Genomic DNA, 18,258 nt, shown 5'->3' with positions numbered 1-18,258 from the left:
CATTCAGAACAAGAAGACACACTGGGGCCTAGCCCCATAATCCGTAAAAAGATGCGTGTGCCGATGATCCTGTTCTGAACGGTTTTAGGCAGACTGAATAAACCTTTGTCTGCTTCCTTTTCTCGTTCAGTGCGATAACAGGATTAGTACTTCATCGGCCCACATTCACCCTTTCTCTAATTGGTAACGCTAACATATCCAATTTTTCAAATTTTGTCAAGCCGGCCTGCAGTAGGCATCTTTCGCGCTCTATGCTACAATACTTCCGGAGTGATGCCTGATGCGAAGAACATTTACTTACATAGAAATTCTGCTTATTTTTCTGCTGACCCTGCTTCCATTAATGGGCGCGGTCGCTGGAGGATTTCCGCTGGCAGCAGCAATGCTGCCCGGCACTGGTGCATTAATCACGATTACCCTTGGAAAGAACGTGCGCTGGACTGAGTTGATCGCCGCTGTGAAAAAGGGGATTTACCGGAACCGCAACGTTGCATGGCTGCTTGTATTCATCGGCCTTCTCCTTCCTACCTGGGCACTTGCAGGAACAATAGATGATTTAAATAACTTATTTTTAAACTTTATTTCCCCTGAATTCTTTTTAACGGCAGCTTTTCTCATTACAGCAGTGATGTCGATCACAGTAGGAAGCGCTGTCGGAGCGCTTAGTATCGTAGGAATTCCATTAATGAGTGCAGGTATAACGCTGCAGCTTCCTGAAGCCGTCGTTGCGGGAGCTTTGGTATCCGGTGCGTTTGTCGGAGATCGCTCTTCCCCGCTTTCAAGCTCTTTTCAGCTGCTTGCTTTTTCTGCAGAACTGAGTATACAAAACCACCTGCGGACTATAATTCCTACGCTTTTGGCAGGGATGGCTGCTGTTACGCTGATCTTCTTGTGCATAGATCTCACTATTCGTCCTGATGCAGGACAGGTCAATGGCGGAGAAGAAGTTATCTGGTCTTCTCTGGCATTTTCTTTTATTCCGCCGCTGCTGCTACTCGGTCTAATTTCTCTCGGAAAGGACATGAAAGTATGTTTTTCTTCTGCGATTGCAGCTGCAGGAGTTATACTTCTTTTTCGCGGGGTTTCCCCAGGGGCATGGGCTGCAGGAGCTTTCAGCGGAGTCGGAACGCTCAACGGCCTCGTTGATATGCTCCCTTTCGTGCTGTTCATTCTGCTCGTAGGGGCCTACTGCCAGATTATCGAAGAGACGGAAATGCTGCAGCCATTGCTGGAACGCGTCTTCACTAATACCACGTCTCTTGCCGTAAACACAGCGCAGACAATCGGGGTTGCAGCAGGAGTGTCTCTCGTTTCTCCCAATCAGTCTTTTCCCATTCTGTTAATGGGACGCTCTCTGCTGCCGCATTGGAAAAAACATTTTCATCAAAAATATCTTTCCAGAATACTCGCGGATTCCACCGTTATGTTTGCCGGATTGGTGCCATGGAGCCTGCTTGCAATTTTGTGCAGCACGATCGTCGGCGTGCCGGTGCTGTATTACCTTCCATTTGCTGTATTTCTCTGGATCATGCCAATAATCACTCTTGGCTGCAGCTTCCGTAAAAAAACTCCGAGGCAGGAGGAGTAATTCCCCGCATCGGAGTTTTTTCTTATAATTTACTTAATGCTTCTGAAGGAGTATCATCTCCGGACACAAGATCGAATCCTTTGTTATAAGTCGCTTCTTCATCCAATGCTGCCATAATTGTAGCAGCGACGTCCTCCCGTGGAATAGAGTCTCTTTCCAGGTTTGCCTCCGCTTTCACTTTGCCGGTGCCCGGCTCATTCAGCAGACCGCCCGGGCGGATGATCGTGTAGGTTAAACTGCTGTTCATCAGCTCCCGGTCCGCATAATGCTTCGCTGCAAAATAAGGCCGGATTTTTTCGCTCCAGTTTTCCCGGTTATTTGCCTGAATGGCGCTGATCATTACAAACCGGGCAATCCCTGCTTCTTCAGCTGCTTCCATCGTTTTTACGGCTCCATCCAAGTCAATCAGCAGTGTTTTATCGAGTCCTGTACTTCCGCCTGATCCTGCAGTAAATACAATTGCATCACAGCCGTCGGCAGCGGCAGCAATATCACTCACTGCTCCTTCAAGGTCGGCTACCACTGCTTCAATCCCATCTGCTTTAAATTCATCTGCCTGTTCCTCTTTCCTTACCATTGCGCGGACATCGTGCTGATCACTTTCTTTCAGCATTTTTACCAGATGCCTGCCTATTTGTCCATTTGCTCCTACTACGAATACACGCATGTCGTTTTCACCCTCTCTGTTATTTCCTCTGTTTTCTGTACCAGTGCACTGCTCTGTCTTCAAGTTCTTTTACAAAGGCGTGTTTTCCTTCTGCATAAGCGTTCACATTATTAGGGTATTCCCATGCCAATGATCTTTTTAAACTTCCATAGGTGCGTCTTGCTTCTTCATGTGCAATTAAATAGTCACGTACAGCAAGGTGCGGGTGATAGTGGAGACTGTCTTTCAAAAAAGCATGTACGTGAAAAGTTCGAACTCCTGAAATATCTTTTGTAAAAAAACGTCTTTCTTCGATCCCATATTCCCCATAGATTTGATAGCCCAGCATTTTCATTTCTTTTTCCATTTTATCTACTTCAGCAAGGTCACGCACAGCGGGCATGATATCAATGATTGGTTTAGCTGTGATACCGGGGACCGCTGTACTGCCAATATGATGTATCTCTTCAGCTTCACTTTCGAAAACTTCCCAAAGCGCCGCCGCTTCTGCCTGAAATATTTTCGGCCAACCCAAGTTATAGGGCACCACTTCCACTTTTCTTGTCATTCTCTGCCTCCCTGCTGCAGCCAATATCACTTGATAGAAATCAGTTCTGTTGCTTCTCTATCTGAATGCAGTTTCTGTATAATCTAACTTCTATATCAGCAGAGAGTTTTCCTTTCTCACCGACGTTTTATACAAGGCTATCTTGCACATAAAAGTTTAGCAGAATAGAACGAGCGCGAGCTCTCCGGTATGCCTCTGCCATAAGCGCAGCGGCATATAGAACTCACCAATGTAGTTTATATTTTCATGGCAGTCGATGGAAAAGAGAATTCAACGAAAATGAAGGCTCCCAAAAAAATTTTCGGAAAGCCCTCCACTTACTTATATTCTATTTCTCTGCAGAGACAGTGTTCATTTTTTCTTCCGCAATCAGCGGATTGATATTATCAAATATATGCGTGTCCTGGTCTGTGACTCCGTATCCCCCATAATAATCACTTCTGCGTTTTGACACTTGAAATTCCTTCATTCTGTGATAAATTTCTTCTGCCAATCCTTCTTCGTCTATCCTAAGCGAGTACATAATAAGATAGGCGTAAATCGCTGGAGATTCATAGTCTACAAGCGGTGCTTCTGTTTCTCTTTCGTAGATGCCATGCACTGCCCCGCGCTCCGCCATCTCCTCTTTAATAAATGATAAAAGTGAGTCAGAACGCTCTCCTGCTGCACCTTGATGGTATGCGGTAATTGCCTGATCAACTATATTTATTTCATCATCAAAGACGTACTCTTTTTCCTCCACATTATAGGATTTAGGGTAGAAACTGTTTTCTATCGGCGCTTCCCGCAGCACTTTTATCGTATTTTCCGCTGCAGTGTGATTTAATCCTGCTTTTTGGACCAGAAGGTTAAGAGAAGTCTCATCAATATAAGAAAGAGTGATCACACTGCTTGCGTACTTATCTTTCCGTTCATAAAAGTCTGTAAATATACCCTCTCTTACATTATGCTGATTTAAATAATTACTGATCTTTTCCGCTGTCTGCAGGTATGCACCATCTACCCACTTTGCATCTGCATAAGTTAAAGCAGCCGCTATACGAATGTCATCAATCAAGGCGTTGGAAGAGATTCTGCTCTCTCCTTCTTCTGTTATTTTCCAATTAATAAAACCGTCATTTTCCAAAAAATATTCATGCAGCTGGTCGTATGCTTCCTTAAACATAGTCTCATCTTCTTTTTCCAATGCATATTCCATCCATAATCCAAGAGTTTCCGCCAGCGCTTCTCTTCCTTTTACAAGATCTTCATCCAGTTCTTCCCCTGGTTTAATATAGGTGGCAAGTGTATCATTATCATTTCTCAGCCAGGTGTTTATAAAAGTTTCTGTTGCCGGCGTAGACAGCGCAGTTTCTTCAGAGGCCTGAGAATTCAGTGTAAACATTATAACAAGCACCCCTGCCAGAAGAAGCAGCCCAAACAAAAGATAACTCATCGGAATTTTCACCACCCTAAATACGTTCCAGTGTTTCTTCGAGCATACCCTCAGAAATATTTTCAAAAATATTATTTTTAATGCAGGAAACTATATGCGCTGCTGCTTCTCCATTTCCAAACGGATTGCTGATCGCAGCCATACTTTTGTAGGCTGTTTCATTTACCAGCAGGCGTGTACATTCTGTGTAAATTTTTTCTTCGGAGGTCCCTACCAGTTTTAATGTTCCAGCTTCTACTCCCTCTGGACGCTCCGTAGTGTTGCGAGCCACAAGAACCGGCTTGCCAAGTCCCGGCGCCTCTTCCTGAATTCCGCCGGAATCAGTAATCACTAAATATGATTGTTTCATAACATGTACAAAATCCTGATAATCTAACGGTTCAATTAAATGTATATTTTCATTCTCTCCAATTTCTGCGCGGACAGTTGCCCGGATTTTTGGATTTTTATGCACTGGAAACACCACTTGTACATCCTTATTTTCTTTTACAATTCTGTTAATTGCCCGATAAACATATTGCAGGTCCTTCAGATTCTCTCTTCTGTGCGTGGTAAGCAGTATTGTTTTCTTTTCACTTTTAAATATTTTCTTTAGTGCTGCGGGAAAAAGATGCGGCTGCTCCGTAATTTGCAGCAGGGCATCTATCACCGTATTTCCTGTGACGATGATGTGGTCTGCATTTATTTTTTCATCGATTAAATTTTGCTTATTGGATGGCGTAGCCGCAAAGTGGTAGGAAGCGAGCCTGTCGACAAGCTGACGATTTATTTCTTCTGGAAACGGAGAATATTTATTGTCTGTACGAAGCCCTGCTTCCACATGTCCTACTGGTATTTTTTGAAGAAAGGCTGTATACGCTCCTACCAGGGTAGTAGTCGTGTCTCCATGAACGAGTACCAAGTCAGGAGCTTCTTTTTGAATAATTGGCGTTACCGTTTGAATGAGCCGTGACGTTAATTCCTCAACCGTTTGCCCATTCTTCATTATGTGTAAATTATAGTCAGGAACAAGCTGAAACAGTTCCAGCACCTGATCCAGCATTTCTTTATGCTGACCGGTATTTAATGCAACACTCTCAATGAATGGATCCCGGTTTAAAGCTTGAATCACCGGTGCCATCTTGATTCCTTCCGGCCGCGTTCCAAATATAGTCATCACCTTCATTTGATTTTTCTCTCCTTCATCTTCTTTTTTCTCGTAACTAACACCGGCCGCGGTTTAGTATCTGGTTCAGAAGAAGGAGGATCCGGTACTAAAACTGGTCCTGTAATGTTTTCTTCCGGCTTATTCTGCTGAAACCGCTGCGTTTTGTACCACTTTACTTCCTGACGGAAGATCATTCGTTTTGCTTCCAGGAAAGTTGCATACATTACTAAAATTACCCAAAGCTGAGAATACGTGAAATACATAAGCACTACTACTGCAGCATTTTTCATCGTCAACTGTCCTTTTTCCATACTCAATGCGAGCAGTACTTCCGTTACGAACAGCAGGAATCCTGTAATAAGCAGCACGTAGGAAACAGTGCCGATCGTCAAGTTTAGATCTACGAAAATGTTTGTCACGAAAATTGCATGAGAGATAAGAATGCCTCCAAAGAACAGAAGATAAGTGAACAGGAAGTACGCGAGATCAAGTCCTATTTTTTTATTTTTCAGCTTAAAGAATCCTATTAAATATTTAGCAATAACATACTCATTTCCCCGTGCCCAGCGGGTTCTCTGCTTCCACCAGACTTTTAGATTTTCCGGTTCCTGTTCCCAGGTCACTGCTTCCGGAAAAAATCGGATATAGTAACCGAGGTTGTATACGCGAAAGCTGAGCTCCGTATCTTCAGACAAAGCCTTTTCATCCCACCCGCCCAGTTCTTCCAGAATCGAACGGCGGATGGCAAAGTTTGTACCAGGAATCGTACACATTTTAAACCAGAACCATCTGCCGGCCTGCGCGAGCCATTGAAAAGTGAGGGTCTCTACGTTAATCATGCGGGTCAAAATATTTTTCCTGGCGTTCAATACCCGGAACTTCCCTACAACCGCACCGGCTTTTTCATCTTTATTCAAACCAAGAGCCAAATTATAGGCCGCTTCAGGCTCTGGCAGATTATCAGCATCATACACAGCAATAATTTCCCCGGAAGACACTTTAAAACCTTGATTCAATGCACCGGACTTCCCTTTTCCAGCATGCGGGGGTTTTGTATGAAGTACTTTTATAAAAGGAAATTCACGTGCAAATTCTTCTCCTATTTTCCCCGTAGCATCACTGGAGTTATCATTTATTAAAATAACTTCCAGCTTTTCTTTCGGGTAATCCAGTTCTGTCATTGCTTGCAGCGTTTTTTCGATGACTACTTCTTCATTATGTGCAGGAATCAATATACTAAATGTTGGAAGCTCCCCGGGCTCAAGATCCCATTTTCTTTTTGTTTCCGGATGTTTCAGAAAATGAAGATAGCCTCCCTGCATTAGAAACATATGATAGAAAAGCATAAACCAGATTAAAAATAATGAAGTGTACAATAATAACTCAGCCACTATTTAACCCTCCCTGTTAAAAATCTCCTTCTCGGACGCTGGAAAATAGTGTATCCGATAAACATTATTACTGCTGAACCTCCAATTCCAGCAATTCCCCAGGTAACTTTTTCAATCAACTGTTTTATGTGATATACTGGAAAATCTTTAGAAGTTGTCATTAAACCTATCTGATCTACTTCCACCTGAATACTTCCGTTTTTACCTTTAATAGAAACATTTTCTACGTTTACTTCTGTACCGAGCTCCTTTAAATCGATCCAGTCGATATTCGGAATGTTTTCCATTTCCTGGACTACCTCTTTTAAACCATCGATCCCAAGATAAGGGTGATAAAATCCTCCAATCATTCCTCCTTCAGTGATCTGATGCTCCTCTGCTTTTTCCATCATTTTTTCCACTGCATTGCTATCATCCGGCTGCACATAGCCGATTGTTTCCGGCAGAAGTGTCATTCCGTGCAATATACTTGGTTTACCAGCATAGGGAGTGCTTTCCATCGTTTCCCAGTCTTCATCACTCAGCTGCAGCTGCCCTACATAAGTGGAAAAATGTTCAGATACTACTTTGTAGCCATTTTGAGACATCGTATAATGCGGGGCCTCAAATGCGAGAGGGTACAGTCCATAATTGGTTAATTCCTGCACGCCTCTCGTTAATCGATTTCGCACATACTCCGTTTCGTACTGAATGTTTTCTTCTTGGTAAGCTAAATAATCTGCTTCCTTTTCAAAATCACTTTCTTTTTTATCGCGTGGCTCTTCATCCGGCCCATGGTATACGGGCATATCATGTTCCACGTCCCAAAACTCAAAGCCTTCTCCTGTTTCATCCTCTCTGAATTGATGGGTATAGCCGTGCAGTATTACACTTCCTCCATTCTCCTGCATGTACTGTAAAGCCTTTAATACTTCAGGGGCATCATGAAAATGATATTCTCTGCCTGTTTCCGGGTGCGTATAAACCGGGATCGCTGCAATCATGTAAGGAATGTTTTTTTCTTTAAGATACTCTGCTATTTCCATTAATCCTTCGGCATCTGCGAGCGGGTGCACATCTTCCAGACGAAGATACGCGGGAGTTTCCTTACTCGTTTCTGCATTAAAGACCTGATTAAGTATTTGGGAAAAATACACAGAATAAGGTGGGATGAGCTTGTCGGAGGCTATATAATAGCTGTCGTGGAGTTGAGTAATGAATGGATACGTGCCTGTTTTCCCTTTACCTTCTACTAAAACTTCTGCTTCCTTATTGATATCGATTCCTAAAATTGTATTCGGTTCGATGATTCTCTTTTTATTTGTTTCATTAAGTATGTTTATTTCAGTTATAGTTTCTTCCTCGCCCATTTCTATAAAATCAAACTTCTTTCCGAGATTTTCAACATTCTTTCCGATTGCCACTGTAGGACCATCAAATAATGTAATTATCTCTGCAGCTTTTTCAGGAATTTTTTCTTCCATAAGGCCGTAATAAAATAAATGCGTTACCCCCGCTAAATCTTTTTCACTAAGTTCAGATGTATTAATATAAGCTATATCTTCTGAAAAGTGTCCCAGTGCCATATCCAGTACTCTTTGCTCAAAATCTATTTCATTCTTTTCGGAAGAATATACTACGAGCACCGAAGCATTGGAATCAGTATGTTCTATTGCAGAAGCTTCAGGCAGCTCCATGATCAAACTAATTATCAATATATATCCCAGGAAAAACGACCCAATATTTCTTCTCAACTTTTTTCCGAATGACATTTTTATTCGCCTACTTTCTTCCAAAAATAAGAATTTTGTTCTTAATAACGAATCTATCATTGTTAAATAAAGAACGCAAAGTTCATATTTAGGTAAAATTAGGTTTTGTTCGTTATAAAGCATTAAAATACTCTTTATATCTATAAATACCTCTCTATATCTATTAATGACATGTAAATAAAGGGATTTTACATTCTTTATTAAGAATTAACAGTGCAATTACGTCTTTATGGGAAATAGTGTACTTTTTTGTTAATTTTATAGTTCTTCATTATGGAGTATCGTTGATAAGCAGTGCAAGAACCTTAAACAGAAAGCAGTTCACTGTACATTTGTAAGAAAAGATATGGTTTTTACCAGACTAAAAAACCATTGAAGAAATTAATCTTCAATGGTTTTCAGAGTGTTTATAAAGTGAAAGAAATTGTATATTTATGCCTATCTATGTATTGGATCCTCATCACTGGGTGTCTTTCAAAGACAAAGCACAAAAGCGTATAATTATACAGGAGAAGTATTTTTTCAACAGCCTCGTGCTACTAAACACAAAATATGTTCAGCAGCACAAAAGCAATATAGATTATCTGTAATCTTTCAGCTCAGCACTCAAGCTGCTTGTAGCGCTGTAAATCTGCTGATATAGAGGAAACAGTTTTTTATAAATTTCGACCTGTTTCGTATCAGGCTGAAAACGTTCTTTTTCTTCTACAAAAATATCGGCGGCTTCTTTCAGGGAACCGAACCAGCCTGAGCCATAAGCTGCAAGCATCGCTGCTCCCAGGCCAGGACCCTGTTCACTTTTCAGTTTTACAATTGGTGCATTGTAAATGTCTGCCTGAATCTGCAGCCATAGATCACTTTTTGCTCCGCCTCCTGTAGCAACTACTCTGTCAATTGTTTTTCCCTGCTCCTTAAACATAACCATTGTTTCCTGCAGAGAAAACGTAATTCCTTCAATTACTGCTCGTGTAAAGTCGCCGAGCGTGTGGGAAGCATGCATTCCAATAAAGCTTCCTCTCACTTCAGCATCAGGATGAGGGGTCCGTTCTCCAGAAATGTACGGAGTAAATAATAGGCCTTGCGCGCCTGCTGGAGATTTTGCTGCGAGCTCCAGCAGCTCTTCAAAAGATTTTTCAGGAGCAAAAGTTTCTTTAAACCAGGTAAAACTATGGCCTGCAGCCAGCGTCACACCCATTGTATAAAAGGAATTTTCTTCTCCGTGATTAAAGTAATGCACCTTTCCTCCAAAATCTTTCGTTCCCTCATTTTCGTATGCAAGCACAACTCCGGAAGTTCCGGTACTGCTGAGCACTGCTCCTTCTTCCAGAATTCCCGTACCAATCGCGCCGCAGGCATTATCTGCGCCGCCCGCGAACACGCGGACATCGTTTAAGCCGGTCTGCTGTTTTATTTCTTCTTTTAAAGCTCCTGTATCAGCATGGGAAGCTGTCAGCGGAGGACACAGGCTTGGAGAGATCCCCACTGCTGTGCAGACTTCCTCACTCCACTCCTGTTCTGCTACGTCTAACAACAATGTTCCTGCAGCGTCGGAATAATCCATATGTACATTGCCGGTAAGCGCATACCTTACGTAATCTTTCGGCAGAACAAAAGTTTCTGCCTGGTTAAACAATTCCGGTTCATTTTCTTTTACCCACAAAATTTTTGGCAGCGTAAAGCCTTCAAGTGCAGGATTTTTTGTGATGCGGTGCAGTTTTTCAAGACCAAGCTTTTCTTCTATTTCACGGCACTGCGCTGTCGTTCTCGTATCATTCCACAAAATTGCTCTTCTGAGAGGAGCATTGTCTTTATCCAGCAGCACAAGTCCATGCATCTGTCCGGAAAAGCTCATGCCCTCGATGTCTGAAGCGCTTTCAACACTTTCTGCAATTTCTTTCACGGCTTCAATTGTTGCCTTTACCCAGTCCTCCGGGTCCTGTTCGCTCCATCCTGCTTTTTCATGGTACAGAGGATAATCTCTGCTGACAGACTGGTGTACAGTTCCTTTTTTATCAACTAATAGGACTTTCACTGCACTTGTTCCTAAATCTACACCTAATACGTAGCTCATTTTCTTCATCCTTTCTATTTTTCTTTTAATAAAGCCCGTCAGCTCTCTTACGCTAACGGGCTTATTTTTAAAGTGTTTAAATTACAGTTCGTTCACACGCAGCAGGTACTGGTTAATGCCTGCTTTGATTTTCTCCAGGTGACCTGAAGCGTGATCGATTTCTCCGTGCTCCATCGCATGCTTTTCAAGCTCGTGGAAGTTTGTAGTACCCTCTACGATCTTTTTGCCGATTTCGTCATTGAATGTTTTGTAGCGTTCTTCCACAATATTCTCAAAGAACTTGTCTTCGATCATTTTGTTTGCTACTTTCAATCCTACTGCAAAGCTGTCCATTCCTGCAATATGCGCGTGGAACAGATCTTCCGGCTTGAAAGAACCTCTGCGGATTTTCGCATCGAAGTTCAGTCCGCCTCGTCCCAGTCCGCCGTTTTTCAGAATTTCGTACATTGCAAGTGTTGCCGAATAAAGGTCTGTCGGGAATTCATCCGTGTCCCAACCAAGCAGCGGGTCACCCTGGTTAGCATCTACAGAACCAAGCATACCGCTGATTCTTGCTGTACGGAGTTCGTGCTCAAACGTATGCCCTGCAAGTGTTGCGTGGTTCGCTTCAATATTAAACTTGAAGTGATCCTGCAGTCCATATTGATATAAGAAAGAAGTTGCTGTAGCTACGTCAAAGTCATACTGATGCGTAGTTGGCTCTTTCGGCTTTGGCTCAATCAGGAACTGCGTATCAAAGTTAATTTCTTTTGCATAATCAAGTGCCATATGATAAAAACGGCCAAGGTTATCAAATTCAAGCTTCATATCCGTGTTTAATAAAGACTCATAGCCTTCACGCCCGCCCCAGAACACATAGTTTTCTGCGCCGAGTTCTTTACCTACTTCGAGGCCTTTCTTTACTTTTGCTGCTGCATGCGCATAAGTGTGCGCGTTGCTGGAAGTACCTGCTCCAGAAACGAAACGCTGATGCGTAAACATATTTGCTGTATTCCAAAGTAGTTTCACGTCAGAAGTTTTCATGTAATCTTTGATCATTGCTACAATCGTATCAATGTTTTGGTTTGTTTCTTTTAAATTGCTTCCTTCCGGCGCTATGTCGATATCATGGAAGCAGAAGAATGGAGATTGTACTTTTTCAATAAATTCAAATGCTGCTTCTACACGTGCTTTCGCTAAGTCCATGCCGCTGAAGTGATCCCAGGGACGCTGTGCAGTTCCTGCACCGAATGGGTCAGATGCATCCTGCGTTAATGTATGCCAGTAAGCTACAGAAAAGCGAAGCTGCTCTTCCATCGTCTTTCCGCCTATTTTTTCTTCCGGATTATAATATTTAAAAGCGTAAGGGTTCGTTGAAGCAGAACCTTCGAATTGAATCTGTGGAACCTGGTTAAAATAAGAATTTGAGTTATTAGCCATTCTAAAATCCCTCCATATGGTGTAAAGAATACTTGATAAATTTATTGTAGCAGGGTAAACTTAGTTTGTCCATTGAATTAACTAATAAATTTATAGAACTTTTTTTAGGTGACAATTATTTCATTAAAGGAGGTATGCTGATTCTCTTCCCGTTTCAGCCTTTTAGTGAAGACAGCTATGGCTGCTGGTAAAAACGACAGTTTGTACAGAAGAATAATTTAATTAATACGCACATTAATGTCACCCAGCCTTTTATTAATTTTCTATTCGCTTCTTTATAATACCTTCGTGTATGATAGTGCTAATGCAGTTAATTAGTAAAATTAATTTTGATTAAACTAAGTTTTTTTCTATACCTTATAAAATGAGTATTATTTTTTATTTCTTTACATTATCCACACTGAAGGAGCGAAGGACATGGCGAATTATCAAAAAGCAGTAAAGTTATCTAATAAATCTGTCGTACTGCAGGCAATCAGAGAAGAGGAACCTATTTCAAGAGCTGAACTTTCACAAAAGCTGGGATTAACCAAAGCAACTGTTTCTTCTCTTGTAGAGGAGTTAATTAATGAAGAATATTGTTATCAGACCGGGCTCGGTAAATCGAGCGGGGGCCGGCGTCCTTTAATGCTGCAGTTTAATGAAAAAGCAGGCTATACAATCAGCTGTGATATCGGCGTAAATTATATTTTAGTGGTTCTGACTGATTTAAGAGGTTCTATTCTGCATGAATTATACCGTCCTTTTAATACAAATGATTTTACGAGAACGGTAATGGAAGTAAAATCCATGATAGATGACTGCATAAAAGAAACAAATTCCTCCCCGTTCGCTGTAGTAGGAATAGGTTTTGGTGTTCCCGGACTTGTTAATAAGGAAGGAAAAATTCTGAGTACCCCTAACCTGGACTGGGTGCAGTCGAATATAAAAGAAATTTTTCAGGATCAGTATCAGGTGCCTGTAATTATTGAAAATGAAGCAAACGCAGGTGCCTACGGGGAAAAAATGTTCGGTGCGGCACAATATAAAAATGACTTTATTTACGTGAGTGCCGGCATTGGTATTGGAGTAGGAATTGTTCTCGATGGAAACCTGATGCGCGGCGCTCATGGATTTATGGGAGAAATGGGTCACACTACAATTGTAGATGGCGGTCTTTCCTGCCGATGCGGGAACCGGGGATGCTGGGAGATGTACGCTTCAGAAATGGCGCTGCTTACTGCATTCAGTGAAAACGGGGAGCCATTGGATATGGAATTACTGTTGGAGAGAGCGGACAAAGAAGAAGCAGTCCGTCAGGTTTTCGATGAAATTGGCTATTACCTTGGAGTCGGATTAACAAATATAATTCATACCTTCAACCCGCAGAAAATTGTAATTGGAAACCGTCTCGCTAAGGCACAGAAGTATTTACTTTCCAAAGCTACGCAAGTAATAGAAGAAAAAACGCTCCCTGTTTTACTTCATGAAACTGAAATAAGCTTCAGCCAGAACTATCAGTATTCAACAGTATTAGGGCTTGCTGCATTCAGTATAGAGACATTTTTAAGCAAGCAGTTTCAATCAGATGAGCAGGTAAGCGTGTAAACTTCCCGTGTCAGATAAATTAATTTCATCATAAGGGAGGACACCGCATGCTGCTCTCTATCGTCCGTCCGAAAAATACGTTGAGAAATCAGATATTATCGATCTTTGCTTTTGTAATGATCCTGGTATTAACTTTTGTAGGAATTTTAACTTACAATCTTGTTTCCGAAATTATTAAGGGAAATGCAGAAGGCCAGATTGAGCAGACAGCGGATCAGGCTCTAGGAAGAGTAGATACCCAGTTTGAAACTATCGAAATGATCACAAGTCAGGTGGCAACAGATCCGGCTGTTCAGGAACTGCTCCAGCGCGAATTATATGGAGTTCAGACTACCTTTGCTGAACGTCAGTCAATGAACGAAATAATTAACAGCTATCAGTCCTATACTACAGGGCTCACCTCACTGGAACTATATTTCCTGGATCAGCGCCGTCTCTTCCCTCTGAATGAACTTCCGTTGACTTCCCGGATTCATCCTGTCTGGTTCAGCGCAGCACAGGAAGCCCGCGGACAGCTTGTCTGGGCTGGAAGAGATCCGCTGGATGCAAATTCATTTGTTGCAATAAAGCAGATTAATCTCATAGATGAAGATTTTCAACGGGGCGGTTATTTAGTAACGAAAGTAAACGAAGGATATTTTAATTTTTCCGGGGCTGCAGACACATTGGACATCCAAAATGAGTACGCAGTTGTTTTAGACCAGAATAATCAGGAGGTTACCGGAAATCTCCCTGCCGATCTTTCTTCCAATACTTTATTTTCACAAGAGGAAGTCGTGGATGTTAATGGAGAAGAATTCGTCCGGGTGGAAACAACTTCCGACTATACCGGCTGGACGTTAATAATTTTCACTCCGGTAAGCAGTCTCCTCGAAGGGATCGAAGGAATAGGAACAGCAATTTTAATTGCAGGAGGCGTAGGACTGATCATTTTTATTATTGCTTCCTGGATTGTTTCAAATTATCTTTCCAGACCAATACGCCAGCTGACCCACGCCATGAGATTTGGTACGCTCGGAGCACTGCGAAAAAGTCAGCGTATCTCCTCTACCAGAGAAATTACTGAGTTAAATGATACCTATAATAAAATGGTGGAAACTACGAACCATCTGATTAAAGCTGTTTATGAAAAAGAATTATTGAAAACGCAAGCTGAACTCAAGGCGCTGCAGGCACAGATAAATCCTCATTTTTTATTTAATACGCTGGAGGCAATTTATTGGACGCTGGATGAACACGATGAAGAAATGGCGGAAATGATTATTTCTCTATCTGATTTGTTTCGATACACAATTTCTGACGTCCAGGAGGATGATTGGGTAACCATCTGTGAAGAACTGATGCAGGTAGAGCGCTACCTTCACATTATGAAACTGCGCTTCGGGGAAAGGCTGCAGTGGGAAGTTCACATGGATGACGAACTCAGTAGTTATGAACTGCCAAAGCTCCTGGTACAGCCAGTCATAGAAAATGCCTTAATTCATGGGATCGGTGAAAAATCTTCTGATGGACTGGTAGAAATTTTTATTAAAAAAGCAAAAATACCTTCTTATTTAGAAATAACCGTAAAAGATAACGGCCGTGGAATGACTCCGGCTGTCCTGCAGAAAATACGTAATTCGATGGACACAAAGCTGGTGCCTGAGTCAAGGGGGACCGGTATTGCGATGAAGAATTTATATCAGCGCATTGAATTAGCCTATCAGGACTACAATCATGCAGGATTATATATTGAAAGCGAACCAGAAGCCGGCACGGAAATAACCTTTATACTTCCTATGAAAGGAGAGCAAAAAGATGCGCAATCCTCTCATTTTGATCGTAGATGATGAACCAAAATCCCGACAGGGGCTGAAGCGTCGACTGGATGCATGGAATGAGCAGCTGGCAGATATTCATACTGCCGGTACTGCTTTTGAAGCACTGGAATTTATGCAGGAACACGAAGTGGATCTTCTTATTACCGATATTCGCATGCCTGAAATGACTGGACTCGAACTCATTGAAAAAACAAAAAAGTTAAATCAGGAACCAGTGTTTATCGTCATTTCTGCGTATTCCGAATTTGAATATGCACAGCGTGCCCTGAAAATGGGAGTAGTAAACTATTTACTGAAGCCTGTGAAAAAAGAAGCCTTTATTGAAGCAGTGAGTTCCGCTTTAGCCGCAAGAGAGAAAAAAGATCGTTATGCAATGGTAGAGAAAGCGATGGAAGATCCTGCACTCGAGCAGATTGAAAGTCTTCCTGAGCCGCTGCAGGAAGCTGCTCAGTTTATTGAGGAGCACTTAGGAGAAAAATTCAGCTTAAAAGATGTAGCTGCACACGTCCACTTGAATCCCAGTTATTTCAGCGTGCTTTTCAAAGAACAGATGGGCATTACGTTCAGCGAGTTCCTTACGCGAAAACGGCTGCAGCAGGCAAAGCGGATTTTGCTTACAAGCGACCTTCCTGTGGGAGAAATTGCGGAAAGAACAGGATATCAGACAGCCAAGTATTTTATCCAGATCTTTAAAGAATACGAAGGAAAAACACCAAGTAAATACCGTAAAGAAGCCAGAGAGGATTAAAAATACGAATAAAAAGCTGCCTGCCTTCTGATTTCTCAAACAGATTTCTACTTTCTACTATAATAACTGCAAGCAGAAATCCCCGATGGAGTTTTTTTCATCGGGGATTTTTCTTGATTTTCTATTGTGAATGATAACCGCCACCCTTTCCACTTAAGTCGTTCGAAAAGAAAACTGCCGATGGTGAACAAGCGCTCTATAATACAGCCTCATAGGAAAAGGAAGCCAATATATTGCGAAAAGCGTCCAGCCGAATTCATTCTCTCCGTTAAACCCAGCTGAAGCAAATCTTTCTTTTTCCATGGGCGTCTTGAATACCGCCTTGTCTGCTCAATTTTTTCTGGCACATGCCCCTCTCCGAAAGTGCAGCATCCTTATTACTTCTTAATTAACGCAGTTTATATTTTTAAAGCAGCCTAATAAAAAGAAATCAGAAAGAATAAAAATCTGAAAATAATAGAATTTTTTAACTCGGTTTAAAAATATTATCTGGATAGAAACCTCGCTTAATAAGCCTTTTTACATTTCTGCAGAAAGATATTTTATATAAAAAGTACTAAAATACTTAGTTTAACCAACGAATTATATTGGTATTTTAGCTAATCAACGTTACCTTATAAAGCGCTTTCAGCGCTGTTATACTGAGCTTACACCAAATTAATAAGGGGGAAACAAAATAATGAAAAAGAAAGCTTTTGTCCCATTCATGACACTTACCACTGCTGCTTTAATGTTAGCTGCCTGCGGAGGCGGAGGAAACGACGCGAATGAAACTGCAAGCGCTGACGAGAACAACAGTAACAATACAAACGCTAATGCTAATAACGAAGCTGCAAATAACGCAGCGGAAGATCAGGAAGAAGTAACAATCGATTTTATGCACCTATGGCCACAGGGAAGTTCTCCTGACCATCACAGAATCGTTTCTGATATTATTGCAGACTTTGAAGCAGAGCATCCACACGTAACAGTGGAGCTGGAAGTATTGGAGAACGAGCAGTATAAAAACAAGCTTCAGGTTGTATCTTCCTCCAACCAGCTTCCTGACGTAGGTATGACTTGGCCTGCTGGATTCCTTGAGCCTTATGTAAACGGTGACATGTTTACTCCGCTTGATGACATCCTTGAAGAAGACGGACTGCGTGATGAGTTCGTAGCTGGTACTCTCGAAGCTTATGAAGTTGACGGCGAATCTTATGCCCTTCCACTTGAGCTGAACATTGCACCTGTTTTCTATAACAAAGCAATTTTTGAAGAGCACGGTGTAGAAGTACCTGAAACTTACGATGAGTTCCTTGAAGTAATTGATACTCTTGCAGAAGCAGGAATGCCACCGATTGCTCTTGGTAACCGTGACCGCTGGACTGGCTCTCTCTGGTATATGTATCTTGCTGACCGTATCGGCGGATCTGAGGCTTTAAACTCCGCGATTGACCGAAGTGGTTCTTTCGAAGACGAGCGCCTTGTAGAAGCTGCTGAAAAGATTCAGGAAATGGTAGATCACGATGCATTTATCTCTGGATTTAACGGTCTTTCCGACCAGGAAGCAAAAGCAGAATTCATGAACGGAAGTGCAGCAATGTACCTTATCGGTTCATGGGATCTTCCTAACTACACTACAAACGAAGAAGTTCCACAGGAATTCCGTGACAGCATTGACTTCTTTAAGTTCCCGGAAGTTGACGGCGGCGACGGTAATGTAGACAACTGGGTAGGTGGACCAGGTGTTGGACTGTTCGTATCTGAAGAGTCTGATGTGCAGGAAGAGTCAAAAGCATTTGTTAAGCACTTCGCACAGGAGTGGGGCAAGCGTTCTGTAGAAGAAGCTGGTGTAATCCCTGGTACACAGGTAAACACTGAGGAAGTAGACCTTCCTGACCTGTTTGTCGATGTACTTGACGACCTGAACAATGCAAATGATATTACACTCTTTGCTGATGTACAGATGAGCTCCAGCGTTGCTGAAACACACTTGAACATGATTCAGTCACTATTCGGTGGCGAAACAACACCTGAAGAATTTGCAGAAACACATGAGGAAGCATTACAGGAAGACGAATAAGCTCCTCTCTACTCGTCCCATAATT

At 42.0% G+C, this 18,258-nt stretch carries 12 protein-coding genes and 1 pseudogene; 5 read left to right on the top strand and 8 right to left on the bottom strand.

Annotated elements, in window-relative coordinates; all coding sequences use genetic code 11:
• Nucleotides 1–280 precede the first annotated feature (280 nt).
• Nucleotides 281–1,588, top strand: a complete 1,308-nt coding sequence (locus tag BLP92_RS13290) for a Na+/H+ antiporter NhaC family protein (RefSeq protein WP_090843452.1) — start codon at nucleotides 281–283, stop codon at nucleotides 1,586–1,588.
• A gap of 22 nt (nucleotides 1,589–1,610) precedes the next feature.
• Here BLP92_RS13290 and BLP92_RS13285 read toward each other — a convergent pair whose 3' ends face one another.
• The 8 genes and pseudogenes from BLP92_RS13285 to xylA form a co-directional block, all read right to left on the bottom strand.
• A complete protein-coding gene (locus BLP92_RS13285; protein ID WP_090843451.1) occupies nucleotides 1,611–2,255 on the bottom strand; it encodes an SDR family oxidoreductase in 645 nt (214 codons plus the stop codon).
• Between the two features lie 19 nt (nucleotides 2,256–2,274).
• Nucleotides 2,275–2,802, bottom strand: coding sequence for a GrpB family protein (locus BLP92_RS13280; protein ID WP_090843450.1), 528 nt, complete (start codon nucleotides 2,800–2,802; stop codon nucleotides 2,275–2,277).
• Nucleotides 2,803–3,130: 328 nt separating this feature from the next.
• The gene (locus tag BLP92_RS13275) at nucleotides 3,131–4,237 is read right to left on the bottom strand and encodes a glycosyl hydrolase family 8 (RefSeq protein ID WP_139148957.1); all 1,107 of its coding nucleotides are present in this window, start codon (nucleotides 4,235–4,237) and stop codon (nucleotides 3,131–3,133) included.
• Between the two features lie 16 nt (nucleotides 4,238–4,253).
• The gene (gene wecB / locus BLP92_RS13270) at nucleotides 4,254–5,402 is read right to left on the bottom strand and encodes a non-hydrolyzing UDP-N-acetylglucosamine 2-epimerase (protein WP_090843448.1); all 1,149 of its coding nucleotides are present in this window, start codon (nucleotides 5,400–5,402) and stop codon (nucleotides 4,254–4,256) included.
• 119 nt (nucleotides 5,403–5,521) lie between these two features.
• Nucleotides 5,522–6,775 (bottom strand): annotated as a pseudogene (locus BLP92_RS13265) (glycosyltransferase family 2 protein); the annotation flags it as partial.
• Nucleotides 6,775–8,526, bottom strand: a complete 1,752-nt coding sequence (locus tag BLP92_RS13260; RefSeq protein WP_175444292.1) for a DUF2334 domain-containing protein — start codon at nucleotides 8,524–8,526, stop codon at nucleotides 6,775–6,777. The pseudogene BLP92_RS13265 and the gene BLP92_RS13260, both read right to left, overlap by 1 nt.
• A 580-nt stretch (nucleotides 8,527–9,106) precedes the next feature.
• Nucleotides 9,107–10,597: a xylulokinase gene (gene xylB, locus BLP92_RS13255; protein WP_090843445.1), complete on the bottom strand. Its 1,491-nt coding sequence runs from the start codon at nucleotides 10,595–10,597 to the stop codon at nucleotides 9,107–9,109.
• Between the two features lie 81 nt (nucleotides 10,598–10,678).
• A complete protein-coding gene (gene xylA / locus BLP92_RS13250; protein WP_090843444.1) occupies nucleotides 10,679–12,016 on the bottom strand; it encodes a xylose isomerase in 1,338 nt (445 codons plus the stop codon).
• A gap of 417 nt (nucleotides 12,017–12,433) precedes the next feature.
• On the opposite strand from xylA, the gene BLP92_RS13245 reads away from it, so the two are divergent.
• The 4 genes from BLP92_RS13245 (at nucleotide 12,434) to BLP92_RS13230 (ending at nucleotide 18,233) form a co-directional block, all read left to right on the top strand.
• A complete protein-coding gene (locus BLP92_RS13245; protein WP_090843443.1) occupies nucleotides 12,434–13,603 on the top strand; it encodes an ROK family transcriptional regulator in 1,170 nt (389 codons plus the stop codon).
• Nucleotides 13,604–13,650: 47 nt separating this feature from the next.
• Nucleotides 13,651–15,432, top strand: coding sequence for a cache domain-containing sensor histidine kinase (locus tag BLP92_RS13240; protein WP_090843442.1), 1,782 nt, complete (start codon nucleotides 13,651–13,653; stop codon nucleotides 15,430–15,432).
• Nucleotides 15,401–16,171 carry a response regulator transcription factor gene (locus tag BLP92_RS13235; RefSeq protein WP_090843441.1) on the top strand — a complete coding sequence of 257 codons (771 nt, stop codon included), beginning with the start codon at nucleotides 15,401–15,403 and terminating at the stop codon, nucleotides 16,169–16,171. Before BLP92_RS13240 ends, BLP92_RS13235 begins: the two co-directional genes overlap by 32 nt.
• A 679-nt stretch (nucleotides 16,172–16,850) precedes the next feature.
• Nucleotides 16,851–18,233 carry an extracellular solute-binding protein gene (locus tag BLP92_RS13230; RefSeq protein WP_090843440.1) on the top strand — a complete coding sequence of 461 codons (1,383 nt, stop codon included), beginning with the start codon at nucleotides 16,851–16,853 and terminating at the stop codon, nucleotides 18,231–18,233.
• Nucleotides 18,234–18,258 lie beyond the last annotated feature (25 nt).

Origin of the sequence: Alkalicoccus daliensis, assembly GCF_900103955.1 — a bacterium.
Lineage (GTDB): Bacteria > Bacillota > Bacilli > Bacillales > Salisediminibacteriaceae > Alkalicoccus > Alkalicoccus daliensis.
Note: the sequence above shows the minus strand (reverse complement) of the source record. Positions and strands in the feature narration are given on the sequence as shown.

Coding starts and splice junctions, on each gene's coding strand:
- BLP92_RS13290 (WP_090843452.1), top strand. CDS start 281: ATGCGAAGAACATTTACTTACATAGAAATTCTGCTTATTTTTCTGCTG.
- BLP92_RS13285 (WP_090843451.1), bottom strand. CDS start 2,255: ATGCGTGTATTCGTAGTAGGAGCAAATGGACAAATAGGCAGGCATCTG.
- BLP92_RS13280 (WP_090843450.1), bottom strand. CDS start 2,802: ATGACAAGAAAAGTGGAAGTGGTGCCCTATAACTTGGGTTGGCCGAAA.
- BLP92_RS13275 (WP_139148957.1), bottom strand. CDS start 4,237: ATGAGTTATCTTTTGTTTGGGCTGCTTCTTCTGGCAGGGGTGCTTGTT.
- wecB (WP_090843448.1), bottom strand. CDS start 5,402: ATGAAGGTGATGACTATATTTGGAACGCGGCCGGAAGGAATCAAGATG.
- BLP92_RS13260 (WP_175444292.1), bottom strand. CDS start 8,526: ATGTCATTCGGAAAAAAGTTGAGAAGAAATATTGGGTCGTTTTTCCTG.
- xylB (WP_090843445.1), bottom strand. CDS start 10,597: ATGAGCTACGTATTAGGTGTAGATTTAGGAACAAGTGCAGTGAAAGTC.
- xylA (WP_090843444.1), bottom strand. CDS start 12,016: ATGGCTAATAACTCAAATTCTTATTTTAACCAGGTTCCACAGATTCAA.
- BLP92_RS13245 (WP_090843443.1), top strand. CDS start 12,434: ATGGCGAATTATCAAAAAGCAGTAAAGTTATCTAATAAATCTGTCGTA.
- BLP92_RS13240 (WP_090843442.1), top strand. CDS start 13,651: ATGCTGCTCTCTATCGTCCGTCCGAAAAATACGTTGAGAAATCAGATA.
- BLP92_RS13235 (WP_090843441.1), top strand. CDS start 15,401: ATGCGCAATCCTCTCATTTTGATCGTAGATGATGAACCAAAATCCCGA.
- BLP92_RS13230 (WP_090843440.1), top strand. CDS start 16,851: ATGAAAAAGAAAGCTTTTGTCCCATTCATGACACTTACCACTGCTGCT.